This window comes from Flavobacterium rivuli WB 3.3-2 = DSM 21788 (assembly GCF_000378485.1).
Taxonomy (GTDB): domain Bacteria; phylum Bacteroidota; class Bacteroidia; order Flavobacteriales; family Flavobacteriaceae; genus Flavobacterium; species Flavobacterium rivuli.
In genome coordinates this window covers 97,770-114,439 of the sequence record NZ_KB899967.1, presented here as the reverse complement: position 1 = coordinate 114,439, position 16,670 = coordinate 97,770, and the positions used below count along the sequence as shown (strand labels likewise).

Here is a 16,670-nt window from a genome sequence, read left to right as displayed (position 1 = left end):
AATGACAAAAAAGTTACTCTTAATATTACTCTTGCTTTGCGTGCTACCGGCATTTGCCCAGCAAAAACTGCATAAGGCCGATAAGCTTTTTGCCGAGTTTGCCTATACCGAAGCTGCAAAACTGTATGAGGAGTATCTTGCTGATGCAAAAAATCCAAAACAGGAAACAATTGTCAATACTGCAGATTCTTATTATAATACAGGTAAAATGGCAAGTGCGGTACGGTGGTATGATAAATTGTATGAATTGCAAAAAGATGCAATGGACGAAACTCATTTCGGGAGATACATATTATCTTTAAGGGGAGAGGAACGTTATGAAAAAGCAGACCAGCTGCTATGGGAATACCTTGATAAAAAAGGCAGTAAAAAGTTTAAACAAAAATTAATAACCCAAAAACAACATTTAGACAGCCTTAATAAGAATCTGCCTGTTTATAAGGTAGAAAACCTCGCCGTAAATACTAATAAAGCCGATTTTGGCACTTCTTTTTACGGCGATAAAATAGTTTATGCATCGGGTAAGGATAGTATAAAAGGGCACGGCAGGGTATATTCCTGGAACGAGCAGCCTTTTTTAACCTTATATGTCTCCGACAGAGATACTACAACCGGGGCATTTATAAACGAGCAAAAGTTTTTGCCTAAAGCCCAAACCAATTACCACAATGCAGCTCCGGCTTTTTCGCCCGATTTAAAAACGGCATACTACAGTGCCAATAATGTTACTAAAAGCGACAGGCTTGAAAATGGTGCTAATGGCACTAACAATATAGAACTTATAAAAGGACAGGTACAAAATGGGGAACTTACATTGCCCGAAAGTGTACCTTTTAATAATAAAAATTATTCGGTAGGGCAGCCTGCTGTTAGTGCCGATGGTAAGTGGCTCTACTTCGTGTCAGACATGCCCGGAGGGTTAGGAGAAACTGATATTTATATAGCCGAAATATTTAGCGATGGTAAACTTGGTAAACCCAAAAATTTAGGCCCAACCATTAATACCACGGGCAGGGAAATGTTCCCGTTTATAAATGATGAGGTGCTGTATTTTTCGTCAGATGGGCATTATGGCCTGGGAGGACTCGATGTTTTTACCAGTAAAAAAACAGGTGATACCCAGTTTGCCGAACCGCAAAACATTGGCAAACCCATAAACAGCAATCTTGACGATTTTGCTTATATAGTTAGTAAAGATGGAGCATTTGGTTACCTTTCGTCTAACAGGGCAGGGGGTAAGGGCGACGATGATATTTATTATGTTACCCGTGCTAACAATGCTCCTTGTGGGCAGTTGGTTACAGGCAGGGTTATTAATAAGAAAACAGGCCAGCCTATAGAAGGTGTTGCCGTTAAGGCACAGGTAAATGGGTCGGGGTATACAGATACCTCTAAGGCCGATGGTACTTACATTATTACAATTCCCTGCGGAACCGAAGCCGTTGTAGAAGGTAAAAAACCGGACTATACCACAGGTAAGCCTAACGGGAAGGGCGAAATAGAGCTTTCTAAATATGACGACCTTATTGTAAAAGACGGCGATGTAGAAAAAGTAGCCATTAACCCAATATATTTTGACTTTGATAAATATTATATAAGGCCACAGGCTGCTGCCGAACTGGATAAGGTTGTATATGTAATGCAAAATTTCCCTGACATTGTAATTAAAATAGAATCGCATACCGATTCGCGAGGTAATGATGAGTATAACATGCAGCTTAGCGACGACAGGGCAAAATCTACCTACAGCTATATTATGGCAAAAGGCATAGCACCGGAACGTATAGAAAGTGTAAAAGGCTATGGCGAAAGCCGCCTGATAAACAAGTGCGCTAACGGGGTAGAATGCAGCGAGGAAGACCACCAACTAAACCGAAGGTCAGACTTTATAATAGTGAAGAAATAATATCGGTTGGACTTTGATAATAAAAAAGCAGCAAGTCTATAAAGATCTGCTGCTTTTTTACTGGATTACATAAAATATTAAAGCGGGTATTGCTTTTCGAAAGTTGTAAGTATAGGTGGCGAATTTATAGAAGCATCCTGTATATACATATTGCTTAACTTCATGATACTGTGGTTTACCGGTGTAACATTGTGCGGAGATGTATAATTGCTTCCGGGAAGGGTTAAGTGTAATGTATTGTTTTCGAAAGTATAATTATACGTATTACTGTTTTCAAATAACCTGGAATAGATTTCTACGGTGGTTGCCGTAAAAATTAGTGTATTATTACTTGGATTTGGCCCGGATTCTATCCATGTGCCAATAAAATCCGGAGTTTCGGCAAATATTTCAATGTTTGCATTGTCATCGCTGCTGCAGCCTGTAATGGCAAGCGCAGCAAATGTAAGAAAGAAGACTATTTTTTTCATGGTGGTATGGTTTATTGTATAGATGCAAAAAAGGTAAACAGGTTGCGTGCAATTTAATCTTTTTCAGATAATTATGAGCTAAGCCTGACTTATATTTGTTTGGACGGGAATAGCCGTCTGAATTTTTTTAATAAAAAATGAAGTTTAGATTTAGTATGCCTTCATATTAATACAAATATTTATTGCGTAATACCATCGAATGCTTACTTTTGTGAGTTGCAAAAAATGAGCGATCATAATTTTTTAATTTTTAATACGTTTACTAACGGTATTTAAGCATATAAATTAATTTTATAATGAGACTAAAACAGGTTCTTTCCGGCCTTTTATTTACGGCATTACTTATTTCGGGCTGCAAATCATCTAAAGAAACTACAACCACGGCAGCTCCGGCTCCTAAAAAAGATGTTCTTTTTACAATTAACGAAAAACAGTATTACACAGACGAGTTTGTGAGGGTTTACAACAAAAACCTCGACCTTGTTAAAGACGATTCGCAAAAAGACCTTAACAATTACCTCGACCTTTTTGTAGGTTACAAGCTTAAAGTAAATAAAGCTAATAAACTGGGCCTGCAAAACAATAAAAAGTACCAGGGCGAACTTAAAAGTTACCGCGGCCAGCTTGCTAAAAATTACCTTACAGATAGTAAAGTAACTACAGAGCTGGTACAGGAAGCTTACAATCGCTCGCTAAAAGAAATTAAAGCGTCGCACATATTAATTATGGCCGATGAAAATGCTGCCCCTGCAGATACCCTTAAAGCATATAACAAAGCGCAGGCAATTTACAAGCGTGCTGCTGCCGGAGAAGATTTTGGTAAGCTTGCCGCAGAAACATCTGAAGACCCATCTGCAAAAGAAAACCAGGGCGACCTTGGGTATTTTTCAGTATTCAGGATGGTATACCCATTTGAAAATGCTGCATTCAACACACCTAAAGGAGGGGTGTCTAAACCTACAAGAACGCGTTTTGGCTACCACATTGTAAAAGTAAACGACATTAGGGATAACCGTGGCGATATTACTGTGGCACACATAATGATCATGAAGCCAAAAACGGCCGATGCTACTGCAGCTGCTAAAGCAAAGACCAAAGTAGACGATATTTATAAAAAACTAAAACAGGGCGAAGATTTTGCTGCTCTTGCAAAACAGTTTAGCGAAGATAAATCAAGCTCAGATAAAGGTGGAGAGTTAAATAGCTTTAGCTCTGGTGAACTTACTTCTCAGGAGTTTGAAGAAAATTCTTTTGCGTTAACCACTCCGGGACAAATTTCTGCACCGTTCGAGTCACAGTTTGGTTGGCATATTGTTAAGCTTGTAGAGAGAAAACCGGTAAAGAAGTTTGAAGATGTAAAAGCTGATTTTGAAACAAGGATAAAAAGAGACGAGCGTTCACGTCTTATTACACAGTCGCTTAACGAAAAAATAAAAGCTAAGTTTGCCGTAACAAGAGATAAAGATATGTACAAGCAGGTTGTTAAAACCCTTACCGACAGTCTTTATACTATGGGCTGGACACCGCCGGCTAACCTGGAACCTTACAACAAAACATTGCTTACCATAAACAACGATAAAAAACTTACAGGTAAAGATTTTCTTGAGTATGTAAATGCGCAGCAAAGGGCAGGTATTAGTGCAAAACCGGTTTCGGCGGCGGCAGAGGTGCTTATTAACCGTTATACAGACGAGCAGCTTAATGCATACTATAACGACAACCTTGAAAAAGAGTTCCCGGAATTTGAGCAGGTGATGGAAGAGTACCGTGACGGCCTTTTGTTATTTGACCTTATGGAAAAAGAAATTTGGGATAAAGCCAAAAATGATACTATAGGTATACAGAAGTTTTATGATGCGCATAGTGCAGACTATCAGTGGAAAGCAAGGGTAGCGGCAGAGGTGTACTCATCTACAAGCGAAAAGAATATCAGACAAACAAGAGATTATCTTCTTAAAAAGAAAGACGCTGCTTTTATTAAAGGCAAGCTAAACACTAAAGATAAAGTAAACGTAATTGAAAAAACGGGTACTTATGACCAGGATAGCGATGCCCTGCCTAAACAGGCCGAATGGAAAACAGGAGTATCCGGTATTATTAAAGAGGGTAATTATTACTATGTTGTAAAAACTACTAAGGTACTTCCTGCAGGTGCCAAAACACTTGATGAAGCTAAAGGGCGCGTAGTAAATGATTACCAGCAGTATCTTGAAAATACATGGGTGGATGATTTAAAGAAAGAGTTTACCGTTAAGGTAAATAATGAAGTTTTTGATAAAGTAAAAAAAGAGCTTAACCAATAATGGTGAGAAAGGCACTGTTACTATTTTTTGCACTTGTTGTGTTTTCCTGCAATAAAAAGCAGGAAGCCGGGCCGGATACGGCTGCCGCAAGGGTAAATAGTGCCTACCTGGACAGGGAAGAGCTTAAAGGTATTGTGCCTGAAGGTACAAGTAAGCAGGATAGTATTGCTATTATAAAAAGCTATATAGACCGCTGGGCTTCGCAAAAGTTAATGTATGATGCTGCGGTGGTAAATATTGGAGCTGATAAACAACAGGAATTAGACGGGCTTATAAAACAATATACTACAGATCTTTATACTAAAGCCTACCTGGAAGAAATGGTAAAGCAAAGTGTAGATACCGTTGTGCCGCAGGAAGAGCTTGTAAAGTATTATAATGCCAATAAACAAAACTTCAGGACTACAGGTACGCTGGTGCGCCTTAAATATATCCGTATGGATAAGGAGCATCCAAAGTTTAGCCTTGCCCGTCAGCGTTTTTTAAGCGGTAATAAAAAAGACCTTAAGACGCTTAACGAAATGGCATTGCAGTTTAAAAGCTATGCTTTTAACGACAGCATCTGGACAGATATGAACAGCATTTACCAAAAATTACCTTTCATAAACCCCGATAACCGCGATAAGTATATGCATGGCGGTACGTCATTTCAATATCCGGATTCTCTGGATGTTTATATGGTAAAAGTTACAAAGGTTATAGACAGGAACCAGATTGCACCCTTTGAATATATAAAGCCAACTTTACAGCAGGTTATAATAAATAACAGGAAACTGGAGTTAATAAAGAAATTCCAAAAAGAAATTACGGATGACGCGATTAAAAATAACAAATATGAAATTTATAAATAACAGGATAGCATTGCTCGTAGCCCTTGCTTTTTTTGGGATATCGGCAGCTGCCCAGCAAATAATACCTAACACGCCTAAAGATAGTGTAAAGCCTGTTAAATATACTGCAGGAAACAAGCTAAAGGTAGATGGTGTTGTAGCTGTTGTGGGCGATTATGTGGTTCTGGACAGCGATATAGACCTTATGTATAAGGAAATGCAGGCGCAAAATGTGCCTACCGCAGATGTTACCCGCTGCGAACTTATAGGTAAACTTATGGAAGATAAGTTGTATGCCCACCAGGCCATACAGGATAGTATTATTGTACACGATGCAGAGGTTAATGAAACTATGGACCGCCAGATAGACTACTTTGTAGAGCAATTAGGATCTGCAGATAAAATGGTGGCCTATTTTAAAAAGAAAAGCCTTGACAGTTTTAAAACGGAGCTTTTTGAAATGATAAAAACGCAGAAGCTTACAGAGCAGATGCAAAAAAAGATTATTGATGAGGTAGAGATAACCCCTGAAGAGGTAAGGCAGTTTTATGCAAAATTCAGCAAAGAAGACCTGCCTGTTTTTGGTGCAGAAATGGAGGTGGCGCAAATTGTTATTAAGCCAAAAATTTCTCAGGCAGAAAAGCAAATTGTTATAGACCGGCTTAAGCAAATAAAGAAGGATGTGCAGGATGGATCCAGTTTTTACAGTAAGGCAGTACTTTATTCAGAAGATCCGGGCTCGAGGTCAAGCGGTGGCTTTTACAAAATTACGCGTAAGACACAATTTGTAAAGGAATTTAAGGATACAGCCTTTAGCCTTGCCGAAGGAGAAATATCAGATCCGGTAGAATCTGAATTTGGGTTTCACCTTATTTATGTAGAAAAGATAAGGGGGCAGGAGCTGGATGTAAGGCATATACTAATATCGCCAAAGGTTACACCGGAGGCACTTAAGGCTGCTAAAGAAAAAGCCGAAAGCATAAGAAAGAAAATTACAAGCGGCGAAATTAGTTTTGCCGATGCTGCAAGATCAGAGTCTGATGATAAAGACACGCGTAACGGTGGCGGTTTATTAATGAACCCACGTACACTTGAAACCCGTTTTGAGCTTACAAAAATGGATCCTACAATATACAACCAGGTTGCAGATCTTAAAAACAATGAGGTATCTGAGCCTATATTGGATACAGACCAGCGCGGTACACAAAGCTATAAGTTGCTTACAGTTACTAACCGTTACAACGAGCATGCTGCTGATTATGCAAAAGATTACACTAAAATAAAAGAACTTGCACTAAAAGAAAAACAAATTAAAACCATTGCAAAATGGAGTGCAGAAAAAATTAAGGACACTTATATTAAAGTAAACGGCGAATACCGCGATTGTAAATTTGCCAATAACTGGGTTAAAAAATAAAAGCCTTTGTGTGCTAATATTTAGGTAAACAATAAAATTATTTATAAGTTTGAAGCTAAGGATACCCTTAGCTTTAATTTTAATCAGAAATCACTATGTCAGACGTAGCAGCTATACAAAATTTAGTTCTTAAACAGGCCGCTTTAAAACAGGAGATAGCAAAAATAATAGTAGGACAGGACGAAGTTGTAAACCAGATAGTACTCAGCATTTTTGCCGGAGGCCATGCCCTTTTAGTAGGTGTGCCGGGATTGGCTAAGACACTAATGGTAAACACCATATCGCAGGCATTGGGGTTAAACTTTAAGCGTATACAGTTTACGCCCGACCTTATGCCGAGTGATATTTTGGGAAGTGAGATATTGGATGAAAACAGGCAGTTTAAATTTTTAAAAGGCCCTATTTTTTCTAACATTGTACTTGCCGATGAGATTAACCGTACGCCGCCTAAAACCCAGGCAGCACTTCTTGAGGCCATGCAGGAAAAAGCAGTAACTATTGCCGGGCACCACCATAAGCTTGATCTGCCTTATTTTGTACTCGCTACGCAAAACCCAATAGAGCAGGAGGGAACTTACCCGCTGCCGGAAGCACAGTTAGACCGTTTTATGTTTGCCATAAAGCTTGATTATCCTACGTTTGCAGAGGAGGTTCAGGTGGTAAAAAGTACAACTGCAGATACTAAAGTTACTGTAAACCCATTGTTTACAGCACAGGAAATTACCGATTTTCAGCACCTTATCCGTCGCATACCCGTGGCAGATAATGTTATAGAATATGCCGTAACGCTTGTAAATAAAACCAGGCCGGGCAACCCGTTAAGCAACGATTATGTTAAAACATATTTAGACTGGGGCGCAGGGCCGCGTGCCTCGCAAAACCTTATCCTTGCTGCTAAGACCAATGCAGCATTAAAAGGAAAGTACTCCCCGGATATAGAAGATGTACAGGCCGTGGCTACAGGAATACTGCGCCACCGTATTATTAAAAACTATAAGGCAGATGCCGAAGGTATTACCGAAGAAATGATAATTCAAAAGCTGTTTTAGAACAGCTTTTTTATTTATATGGCATCATGTATACTAAACTGATTGTTATTGAGTTAATGTTATAACCAATCAATTTTATTATGAAAAAATTACTTTACTCATTGCCTGAAGTTTTTTTTATTGGCATGGCTGCTTTCTGGATCCAGGATAACTACACCGCCAATGGTACTATAAATTATTTTGCTATTGCGGTTATTGCAACTATGTTATTCCAGCTCATATTTAGTAAAAGGGTAGTAGGCATTGCCAGCGGTGCTGCTTTGGGCTTATTCTCATTGTTTATGGTATTGGCTGTAAGAAGTGAACATAACGATTTCCCTGCCGGTTCTGCGGAGGGGATTAAATTTTTACTGATAGGAGAAGGCTTGTTCTTATTATCTGCACTTATTGCAGGAGCTATGATAATTAAATTTAGTATGCAAAGACCTGAAATTCTGCCTATGCCGCATTCTGTTTCTTAAAAATATTGCAGTATAAATTACATGAGCCATTCGTTATGAGTGGCTTTTTTCATGTATATTTCCACCGTCAATATTCATTATGAACAAATCACTCCACGTCATCCCATCCGTTTTCTTTATACTACTGGCAATGTTCTGGATAGCTGAATCGTATATGTCGCTTGGCGTTATCCATTACACGGCCATAAGCGTGGTTGTATTGTTAACCTTTCAGTTGTTTCATAAACAAAGATATATAGGGCTACTGTATAGTATTGTGCTTACTGTATTTTCGGGCTATATGTTATGCAAATCATTTATAGATAATGCAGCTATTGCTTTACCTACCGGTGGTACTTTTAGGTTTCTTATAATTAAAAGTATACTTTTTGGCACAGCGTTACTTATGGCTTTGGTAATGCTAAATTATTATTTTAAGATTATTAAACTGAAAAAAGACGATGCTACATCGGTTTAGTAATAGTAATTTGCGAATAAAAGCCTGTTTTTAAATAGTTCAGAATCTCATATTTTTATAAAATTATATAGATTGTTTACGATTTGTTAATATAACTTTAAAAAATTGACTATTCTTAAATAAACACCTTATAATCTTAAATTTATTAAAATATACTCAGTAAAATAGAATGTTTATAAATAATAATTCTGCTAAATTAATCAATCCCTAAAAATTTTTTAATTGCAATAAGTTTAAGTAAATTTACAGACTTTTTACAAACGAAAACAAACATTTTAATTATGGCTTTCGATAATATTTATCAAGACTATATCAAAGAAATTGAAGAAAGAAAAGCCTTGGGACTTCACCCAAAACCAATAGACGGAGCAGAATTATTAAGCGAAATTATTGCCCAAATAAAAGATGTAGCTAATCCGTACAGAACTGATTCTGTTAAATTCTTTATTTATAATACTTTACCCGGTACAACTTCTGCGGCAGTTGTAAAGGCAGAATTCTTAAAAGAAATTATTCTTGGCAGATCTTTGGTTGAAGAAATTACACCTGCATTTGCCTTTGAATTATTGTCATATATGAAAGGTGGTAAATCAATCGAGGTATTGCTTGATTTGGCTCTTGGCCACGATTTCTCTGTTGCAAAACAAGCTGCAAGTGTGCTTAAAACACAGGTTTTCCTTTACGAAGCAGATACCAATCGTTTAAAAGCAGCTTATGAAAGCGGGAATGTAATTGCAAAAGAAATTTTGGAAAGCTATGCGCAGGCGGAGTTTTTTACACAACTTCCGGAGGTGCCCGAAGAAATAAAAGTTGTTACGTACATTGCTGCCGAAGGTGATATCTCTACCGATTTGCTTTCGCCGGGTAACCAGGCACACTCACGTGCCGACCGCGAATTGCATGGCTTGTGCATGATGACGCCGCAACAACAAAAGGAAATCAAAGATTTCCAGATGCAATTTCCTGACGCAAGTATAATGCTGATTGCCGAAAAAGGTACAATGGGTGTGGGCTCGTCGCGTATGTCGGGGGTAAACAACGTGGCACTCTGGACGGGTAAACAGGCAAATCCTTACATACCGTTTGTAAATATCGCTCCAATTGTGGGCGGAACAAATGGTATCTCTCCGATTTTCCTTACAACTGTTGATGTTACCGGCGGTATAGGGGTCGACCTTAAAAACTGGGAGAAAAAGCACGATGCAGATGGTAATCTTGTACGTAACGAAAAAGGGGAACCTGTTCTCGAAGAGGTTTATTCTGTTGCTACGGGAACTGTTTTGACTATTAATACAAAGAAGAAAAAATTATATAATGGCGATAAGGAATTGATAGACCTTTCTAAATCGTTCACACCACAAAAATTAGAATTCATTAAAGCCGGCGGTTCTTATGCAGTTGTATTTGGTAAAAAGATACAAACATTTGCAGCCCAAACTTTAGGTATTGATATTCCACCGGTGTTTGCTCCGTCAAAAGAAATTTCTGTTGAAGGGCAGGGGCTTACTGCAGTAGAGAAAATATTCAATACAAATGCAGTTGGCGTAACGCCGGGTAAACTGCTGTACGCAGGTTCGGATGTACGCGTTAAGGTAAATATTGTGGGGTCGCAGGATACTACAGGCCTTATGACTGCACAAGAATTAGAATCTATGGCGGCAACTGTAATTTCTCCGGGTGTTGACGGTGCGTACCAGTCAGGTTGCCATACGGCTTCGGTCTGGGATAAAAAAGCGCAGGCAAATATTCCGAAGCTGATGAAGTTCATGAATGATTTTGGTGTAATTACTGCCCGCGACCCAAAAGGCGTTTACCACTCTATGACAGATGTGATTCATAAAGTTTTGAATGATATTGTAGTAGATGAATGGGCGATTATCATTGGTGGTGACTCACACACCAGGATGTCTAAAGGCGTTGCTTTTGGTGCAGATTCCGGAACAGTTGCGCTCGCACTGGCAACAGGTGAAGCATCGATGCCTATTCCTGAGTCTGTAAAAGTTACTTTTAAAGGCGAAATGAAGGATTATATGGATTTTCGTGATGTTGTTCATGCTACACAGTTACAAATGTTGCAACAATTTGACGGCGAAAATGTATTTCAGGGCAGAATTATAGAAGTTCATATTGGTACACTTCTTGCTGACCAGGCATTTACATTTACGGACTGGACTGCAGAAATGAAAGCAAAGGCATCAATTTGTATTTCTCATAACGATACTTTGATCGAATCATTGGAAATCGCGAAAAGCAGGATCCAGATCATGATTGATAAAGGTATGGATAACCACAATCAGGTATTGCAAGGGTTGATTGATAAAGCAAATAAGAGAATTACTGAAATAAAATTAGGGGTAAAACCGGTATTGACCCCCGATGAGAATGCAAAATATTTTGCAGAGGTTGTAATTGACCTTGATTTGATAGCAGAACCGATGATTGCCGATCCTGATGTAAATAACGATGATGTTTCTAAGCGATATACACACGATACAATTCGCGCTATTTCTTACTATGGCAACGACAAAAAAGTTGATTTGGGCTTTGTAGGTTCTTGTATGGTTCATAAAGGCGATTTGAAAATTGTTTCTCAAATGCTTAGAAATATTGAAGAACAACAGGGTGAAGTGAAATTTAAGGCACCGCTTGTAGTAGCTGCGCCAACATATAACATTATTGATGAACTGAAGGCTGAAGGTGACTGGAATATGTTACAAAAGTATTCCGGCTTTGAGTTTAGCGACCTTTTACCTAAAAATACTGCCCGTACAGAATATGAAAACATGATGTACCTTGAGCGTCCCGGTTGTAACCTTTGTATGGGAAATCAGGAAAAAGCAGCCAAGGGAGATACTGTAATGGCAACTTCTACACGTCTTTTCCAAGGGCGTGTTGTGGAAGATACCGAGCGTAAAAAAGGCGAATCTTTACTCGCTTCTACACCGGTTGTAGTACTGTCGGCAATTTTAGGCCGCATCCCAACTATCGATGAATATAAAGCAGCGGTTGATGGAATTAATCTTACAAAGTTTTCGCCGGCCCATAATCAGGTAACTGTATAGTTATACTAGTTAGCTATCAGTAAAAACAAACGTATAATATTAAATTATAGAAATATGGCTTTTGATATTGAAATGATAAAAAAGGTGTATGAGAACCTGGCCGAGCGTGTAGACAAAGCGCGCGATTTAGTTGGCCGTCCGCTCACCCTTTCAGAAAAAATCTTATACTCTCACTTATGGGAAGGTAATGCTACCCAGGCTTTTACAAGAGGTAAAGATTATGTTGACTTTGCACCGGACAGGGTAGCCTGCCAGGATGCAACTGCTCAAATGGCCCTGTTACAATTTATGCATGCAGGCAAACCGCGTGTTGCCGTGCCTACTACAGTACACTGTGACCACCTTATACAGGCAAAAGTTGATGCCAAAACCGATTTAAAACGAGCAAAAGAACAGAGTAACGAAGTATTTGACTTCCTTTCTTCTATTTCAAATAAATACGGCATCGGGTTCTGGAAACCGGGTGCAGGTATTATCCACCAGGTAGTTCTCGAAAATTATGCTTTCCCGGGAGGTATGATGATAGGTACCGACTCTCACACTGTAAACGCCGGAGGCCTTGGTATGCTTGCCATTGGTGTGGGTGGTGCAGATGCGGTAGATGTAATGAGCGGCATGGCGTGGGAGCTTAAATTCCCTAAGCTTATTGGCGTAAAACTTACTGGTAAATTATCAGGATGGACAGCTCCTAAAGATGTTATCCTTAAAGTGGCTGGTATCCTTACCGTAAAAGGTGGTACCGGTGCTATTGTAGAATATTTTGGCGAAGGAGCCACAGCTATGTCCTGTACCGGTAAAGGTACCATTTGTAACATGGGTGCAGAAGTGGGTGCTACAACATCTACTTTTGGTTACGACGATTCTATGAGCCGTTACCTTCGTGCTACAAACCGTGCCGATGTTGCCGATGCTGCCGATAAAGTAGCGAAATACCTAACCGGCGACGACGAGGTATATGCTAATCCTGAGCAGTATTTTGACCAGGTTATAGAAATTAACCTTAGCGAACTTGAGCCACACTTAAATGGCCCTTTTACTCCTGATTTAGCTACGCCTATATCTAAAATGAGGGAAGAGGCAGAGAAAAATAACTGGCCTCTTAACATCCAGGTAGGTTTAATAGGGTCTTGTACTAACTCTTCTTACGAAGATATTGCACGTTCTGCATCGCTTGCCAAACAGGTTGCCGAGAAAAACCTTAAAACAAAATCGCAGTTTACAATCACTCCGGGATCTGAAGTGGTACGTTATACTATAGAGCGTGATGGTTTTATTGATACTTTTGATAAAATTGGTGCTACAGTATTTGCTAATGCCTGCGGACCATGTATTGGTATGTGGGACAGGGAAGGTGCCGAGAAAGAAGAGCGTAACACCATTGTTCACTCTTTTAACCGTAACTTCTCTAAGCGTGCCGACGGTAACCCTAACACTCTTGCATTTGTAGGTTCTCCGGAACTTGTAACAGCACTTGCCATTGCCGGCGATCTTGGTTTTAACCCAATTACAGACAAGCTAATAAACGAAGATGGCGAAGAGGTAATGCTTGATGAACCTACAGGTAACGAGTTGCCTCCTAAAGGATTTGATGCTGAAGATCCCGGATTCCAGGCTCCTGCCGCAGATGGTTCTGGTGTACAGATCATTGTTAGCCCTACATCTGAGCGTTTAGAGCTTCTTGCCCCGTTCACTCCGTGGAATGGAGAAAATATAGTAGGTGCCAAATTGCTTATTAAAGCATTTGGTAAATGTACTACCGACCATATTTCTATGGCCGGCCCTTGGTTACGTTTCCGTGGACACCTTGATAATATATCAAACAACATGCTTATTGGCGCAGTAAATGCCTTTAACCAAAAAACAAATAACGTTAAAAACCAGCTTACAGGCGTTTATGATGCTGTTCCCGCAACAGCTCGTGCTTATAAAGCTGCCGGTGTACCAAGTATTGTTGTGGGCGACCATAACTATGGCGAAGGTTCATCGCGTGAGCATGCTGCTATGGAGCCAAGGCACCTTGGTGTAAAAGTGGTACTGGTAAAATCATTTGCACGTATACACGAAACCAACCTTAAAAAACAGGGTATGCTTGCGCTTACTTTTGATAACGAGGCTGATTACGATAAAATACAGGAGAACGATACCTTTAATTTTACCGACCTTAAAGAGTTTGCTCCCGGTAAACAAATTACTATTGAGATCGCTCATGACAATGGCACTACAGATACAATTGTAGTAAACCACAGTTATAACGAAGGCCAGATAGGCTGGTTTGTAGCAGGTAGCGCACTAAACCTTATTGCTGCTGCCGGTGCAGAAGCAAAGGCTTAAGTATTCTTATAATTTATTATAGTGTAAAACTCCCATCGTAAGGTGGGAGTTTTTTTATGAGATATTTTTTAAGGGTGTGGCTATCTACTTCGACACAGGAGAAATATTAGTTGTTATTAAGATTCCTCAACTTCATTTCGTTCAGGATTGAGCAAAAACTGTTATTAATAAAAATAAACCTTTTGTCCCCAGTTTTTCCTGAGCCAGTCTTCAATTTCGTGGCGGTAATAAAGGTCTTGTGGCAGGTATTTGCATATCATCCACTCCAATTTGTGGAAAGAGCCCAGGTTAGTAAGACCGTGAACTGCTAAAAACCTGTTTATAAAACTAAGCACATGGTAGCCATTTCGGCGGTCTATTATATCCTCGTCATCAAACTGTGGTTCGGTGTCATTAGTGTCATTTTCAGGCCACAAATATTTGTATTGTAATGCCTGCTTTTCAAAGTTTGTCGTCATAATAGCTTACAAGGATCAATTTATTTCATCTTGTAATTTCATTGTTGGGTGCATATCAAAATTATATAATTGATTAGAATGAAATATCTATATTATAGATATTTTAACGCTAAAAATAAACAGTTGATTTTATAAAATATAAATACTGTTTATTTCGTTGAATTAAAGAGTGATATCTTAATTGCTTATAATCAATCAAATCAACCATCATGAAACCGAACCAATTATTATGTGCCGTGGCATTTTTGCTCATGGCTGTAGGCTGTAAACAGGCTTATGACAAAAAAGAAGAAACTGTAGAAGCAGTAGAAATCATGCAGGCCCCCGCAGCTCTTAATGATGAGTCTGTAATAGATGCAGACAAGGTTGCTGCTAAACCCGAAGCAGTGCACAACACCGAGGAGTATGACAATATTACAGAGAACGATTTTAAAGAAGCAAAGGGTAATCCGCTTTCCACATTTTCTATAGATGTAGATAATGCATCCTACAGCAATGTGCGCCGCATTATAGAAAGTGGCAGGCTGCCGGAAAAAGGGGCTGTCCGAATAGAAGAGTTTATCAATTATTTTACCTACAATTATCCGCAGCCTACAGGTGCCGACCCTTTTTCTATTACTACCGAAGTATGGAATGCACCCTGGAAGAAAGGGCATCAACTGGTACGGATAGGGTTACAGGGTAAAAGCCTTGATTACCAAAATCTTAAACCCAGCAACCTTGTGTTTCTTTTAGATACATCAGGCTCTATGGAGTCACCCGAAAAGTTACCATTATTGCGCGATGCCTTTATGCTTATGGTAGATAATCTTAGCCCCGGCAGCCGTGTATCTATAGTTACGTATGCGGGTAGTGCAGGACTGGTGTTGCCTTCTACCTCTATTGATGATAAACGCGCTATTAAAAAGGCACTTGAAGGTTTGTATGCCGAAGGTTCTACAGCGGGAGGGCAAGGCCTGGAACTGGCATATAAAACGGCATCTGATAACTTTATTAAAGACGGGAATAACCGTGTGATACTTGCTACCGATGGCGACTTTAATGTAGGTGTAAGTTCGCGATCGGGCTTAATGGACTTAATACAAAAAAATAAAGGGAAAGATATTTTTCTTACCATTTGTGGTTTCGGGATGGGTAACTATAAAGATGCTACAATGGAGGAGATAAGCAATTGGGGCGATGGTAATTACTTTTATATAGACAGTATGAAGGAAGCCCAAAAAGTATTTAGCAAAGAGCTTACTGCTAACTTGTTTGTAATTGCAAAAGACGTGAAAGTTCAGGTAGAATTTAATCCGGCGCAGGTACAGGCATACAGGCTTATAGGTTATGAAAACCGTGTGCTTAATAACGAAGATTTTAACGACGACCTTAAAGATGCAGGCGAACTTGGTGCCGGCCATCGCGTTACTGCCTTGTATGAAGTTGTACCTGTGGGTGTAGCATTTAAGGGTGGGTCTGTTGATAAATTAAAGTACCAGAAACCAAGTGAAACAGTGGCATCATCGGGCAATGAAATGATGACGGTAAAACTTAGGTACAAACCCATAAAATCTGATAAAAGTATATTGTTAGAGAAAACTGTTGTAGCGAAATATATCAATTGGCAGGACGCGAGTGCAGATTCTAAGTTTGTTACTGCCATTGCCGGATTCGGGATGTTGCTGCGCGATTCTAAATATAAAGGCACGCTTGATTACAAACTGGTAAACCAGCTTGCCCGTGAAGGTATAAAAAATGATACAGAGGGTTACCGGAAAGAATTTATAGCATTGGTTGAAAGTGCCGAAAAGCTTAGCAAACCGGCTTTATAGTTTAATTGAATCCCGGTAATCCCGGGATTTTTTATACCTGTTTATGGTATAAAAAAATCCGCCCCGGGTGGATTGGTCGGGACGGATTAAAACACAATTTAAATATAAAGAA

At 39.4% G+C, this 16,670-nt stretch carries 12 protein-coding genes; 10 read left to right on the top strand and 2 right to left on the bottom strand.

Annotated features, from left to right (window positions below):
* Window position 1: 1 nt before the first annotated feature.
* The gene (locus tag F565_RS0103940) at window positions 2–1,906 is read left to right on the top strand and encodes an OmpA family protein (RefSeq protein WP_020211900.1); all 1,905 of its coding nucleotides are present in this window, start codon (window positions 2–4) and stop codon (window positions 1,904–1,906) included.
* A gap of 77 nt (window positions 1,907–1,983) precedes the next feature.
* Here F565_RS0103940 and F565_RS0103935 read toward each other — a convergent pair whose 3' ends face one another.
* Window positions 1,984–2,376 (bottom strand): membrane lipoprotein lipid attachment site-containing protein, encoded by a 393-nt coding sequence (locus tag F565_RS0103935; protein ID WP_020211899.1) that lies wholly within the window; start codon window positions 2,374–2,376, stop codon window positions 1,984–1,986.
* Window positions 2,377–2,672: 296 nt separating this feature from the next.
* Here F565_RS0103935 and F565_RS0103930 point away from each other — a divergent pair, with 296 nt between their 5' ends.
* The 8 genes from F565_RS0103930 (at window position 2,673) to F565_RS0103895 (ending at window position 14,286) form a co-directional block, all read left to right on the top strand.
* On the top strand, window positions 2,673–4,679 hold the full coding sequence (locus F565_RS0103930) for a peptidylprolyl isomerase (RefSeq protein ID WP_020211898.1): 2,007 nt from the start codon (window positions 2,673–2,675) through the stop codon (window positions 4,677–4,679).
* Complete coding sequence (locus F565_RS0103925; protein ID WP_020211897.1) at window positions 4,679–5,530, top strand: peptidylprolyl isomerase; 852 nt, start codon at window positions 4,679–4,681, stop codon at window positions 5,528–5,530. Before F565_RS0103930 ends, F565_RS0103925 begins: the two co-directional genes overlap by 1 nt.
* Entirely contained in the window at window positions 5,514–6,926 is a 1,413-nt protein-coding gene (locus F565_RS0103920; RefSeq protein ID WP_020211896.1) for a peptidylprolyl isomerase, read from the top strand. The genes F565_RS0103925 and F565_RS0103920 overlap by 17 nt, the downstream gene beginning before the upstream one ends.
* A 95-nt stretch (window positions 6,927–7,021) precedes the next feature.
* A complete protein-coding gene (locus F565_RS0103915; RefSeq protein ID WP_020211895.1) occupies window positions 7,022–7,975 on the top strand; it encodes an AAA family ATPase in 954 nt (317 codons plus the stop codon).
* Window positions 7,976–8,055: 80 nt separating this feature from the next.
* Entirely contained in the window at window positions 8,056–8,436 is a 381-nt protein-coding gene (locus tag F565_RS0103910; protein WP_020211894.1) for a hypothetical protein, read from the top strand.
* 79 nt (window positions 8,437–8,515) lie between these two features.
* Window positions 8,516–8,893 (top strand): hypothetical protein, encoded by a 378-nt coding sequence (locus F565_RS0103905; protein ID WP_154652527.1) that lies wholly within the window; start codon window positions 8,516–8,518, stop codon window positions 8,891–8,893.
* A gap of 281 nt (window positions 8,894–9,174) precedes the next feature.
* Complete coding sequence (locus tag F565_RS0103900) at window positions 9,175–11,955, top strand: bifunctional aconitate hydratase 2/2-methylisocitrate dehydratase (RefSeq protein WP_020211892.1); 2,781 nt, start codon at window positions 9,175–9,177, stop codon at window positions 11,953–11,955.
* Between the two features lie 54 nt (window positions 11,956–12,009).
* A complete protein-coding gene (locus tag F565_RS0103895; protein ID WP_020211891.1) occupies window positions 12,010–14,286 on the top strand; it encodes an aconitate hydratase in 2,277 nt (758 codons plus the stop codon).
* Between the two features lie 164 nt (window positions 14,287–14,450).
* Here the strand turns inward: F565_RS0103895 and F565_RS0103890 are convergent, their stop codons facing one another.
* On the bottom strand, window positions 14,451–14,744 hold the full coding sequence (locus tag F565_RS0103890; protein ID WP_020211890.1) for a hypothetical protein: 294 nt from the start codon (window positions 14,742–14,744) through the stop codon (window positions 14,451–14,453).
* 209 nt (window positions 14,745–14,953) lie between these two features.
* Between F565_RS0103890 and F565_RS0103880 the strand changes: the two genes are divergently transcribed.
* On the top strand, window positions 14,954–16,558 hold the full coding sequence (locus F565_RS0103880; RefSeq protein WP_154652526.1) for a vWA domain-containing protein: 1,605 nt from the start codon (window positions 14,954–14,956) through the stop codon (window positions 16,556–16,558).
* Window positions 16,559–16,670 lie beyond the last annotated feature (112 nt).

Excerpts from the sequence above, each read along its gene's own strand:
- F565_RS0103905 (WP_154652527.1), top strand. The coding sequence starts at position 8,516 with ATGAACAAATCACTCCACGTCATCCCATCCGTTTTCTTTATACTACTG.
- F565_RS0103910 (WP_020211894.1), top strand. The coding sequence starts at position 8,056 with ATGAAAAAATTACTTTACTCATTGCCTGAAGTTTTTTTTATTGGCATG.
- F565_RS0103930 (WP_020211898.1), top strand. The coding sequence starts at position 2,673 with ATGAGACTAAAACAGGTTCTTTCCGGCCTTTTATTTACGGCATTACTT.
- F565_RS0103880 (WP_154652526.1), top strand. The coding sequence starts at position 14,954 with ATGAAACCGAACCAATTATTATGTGCCGTGGCATTTTTGCTCATGGCT.
- F565_RS0103895 (WP_020211891.1), top strand. The coding sequence starts at position 12,010 with ATGGCTTTTGATATTGAAATGATAAAAAAGGTGTATGAGAACCTGGCC.
- F565_RS0103940 (WP_020211900.1), top strand. The coding sequence starts at position 2 with ATGACAAAAAAGTTACTCTTAATATTACTCTTGCTTTGCGTGCTACCG.
- F565_RS0103920 (WP_020211896.1), top strand. The coding sequence starts at position 5,514 with ATGAAATTTATAAATAACAGGATAGCATTGCTCGTAGCCCTTGCTTTT.
- F565_RS0103915 (WP_020211895.1), top strand. The coding sequence starts at position 7,022 with ATGTCAGACGTAGCAGCTATACAAAATTTAGTTCTTAAACAGGCCGCT.
- F565_RS0103925 (WP_020211897.1), top strand. The coding sequence starts at position 4,679 with ATGGTGAGAAAGGCACTGTTACTATTTTTTGCACTTGTTGTGTTTTCC.
- F565_RS0103935 (WP_020211899.1), bottom strand. The coding sequence starts at position 2,376 with ATGAAAAAAATAGTCTTCTTTCTTACATTTGCTGCGCTTGCCATTACA.
- F565_RS0103890 (WP_020211890.1), bottom strand. The coding sequence starts at position 14,744 with ATGACGACAAACTTTGAAAAGCAGGCATTACAATACAAATATTTGTGG.
- F565_RS0103900 (WP_020211892.1), top strand. The coding sequence starts at position 9,175 with ATGGCTTTCGATAATATTTATCAAGACTATATCAAAGAAATTGAAGAA.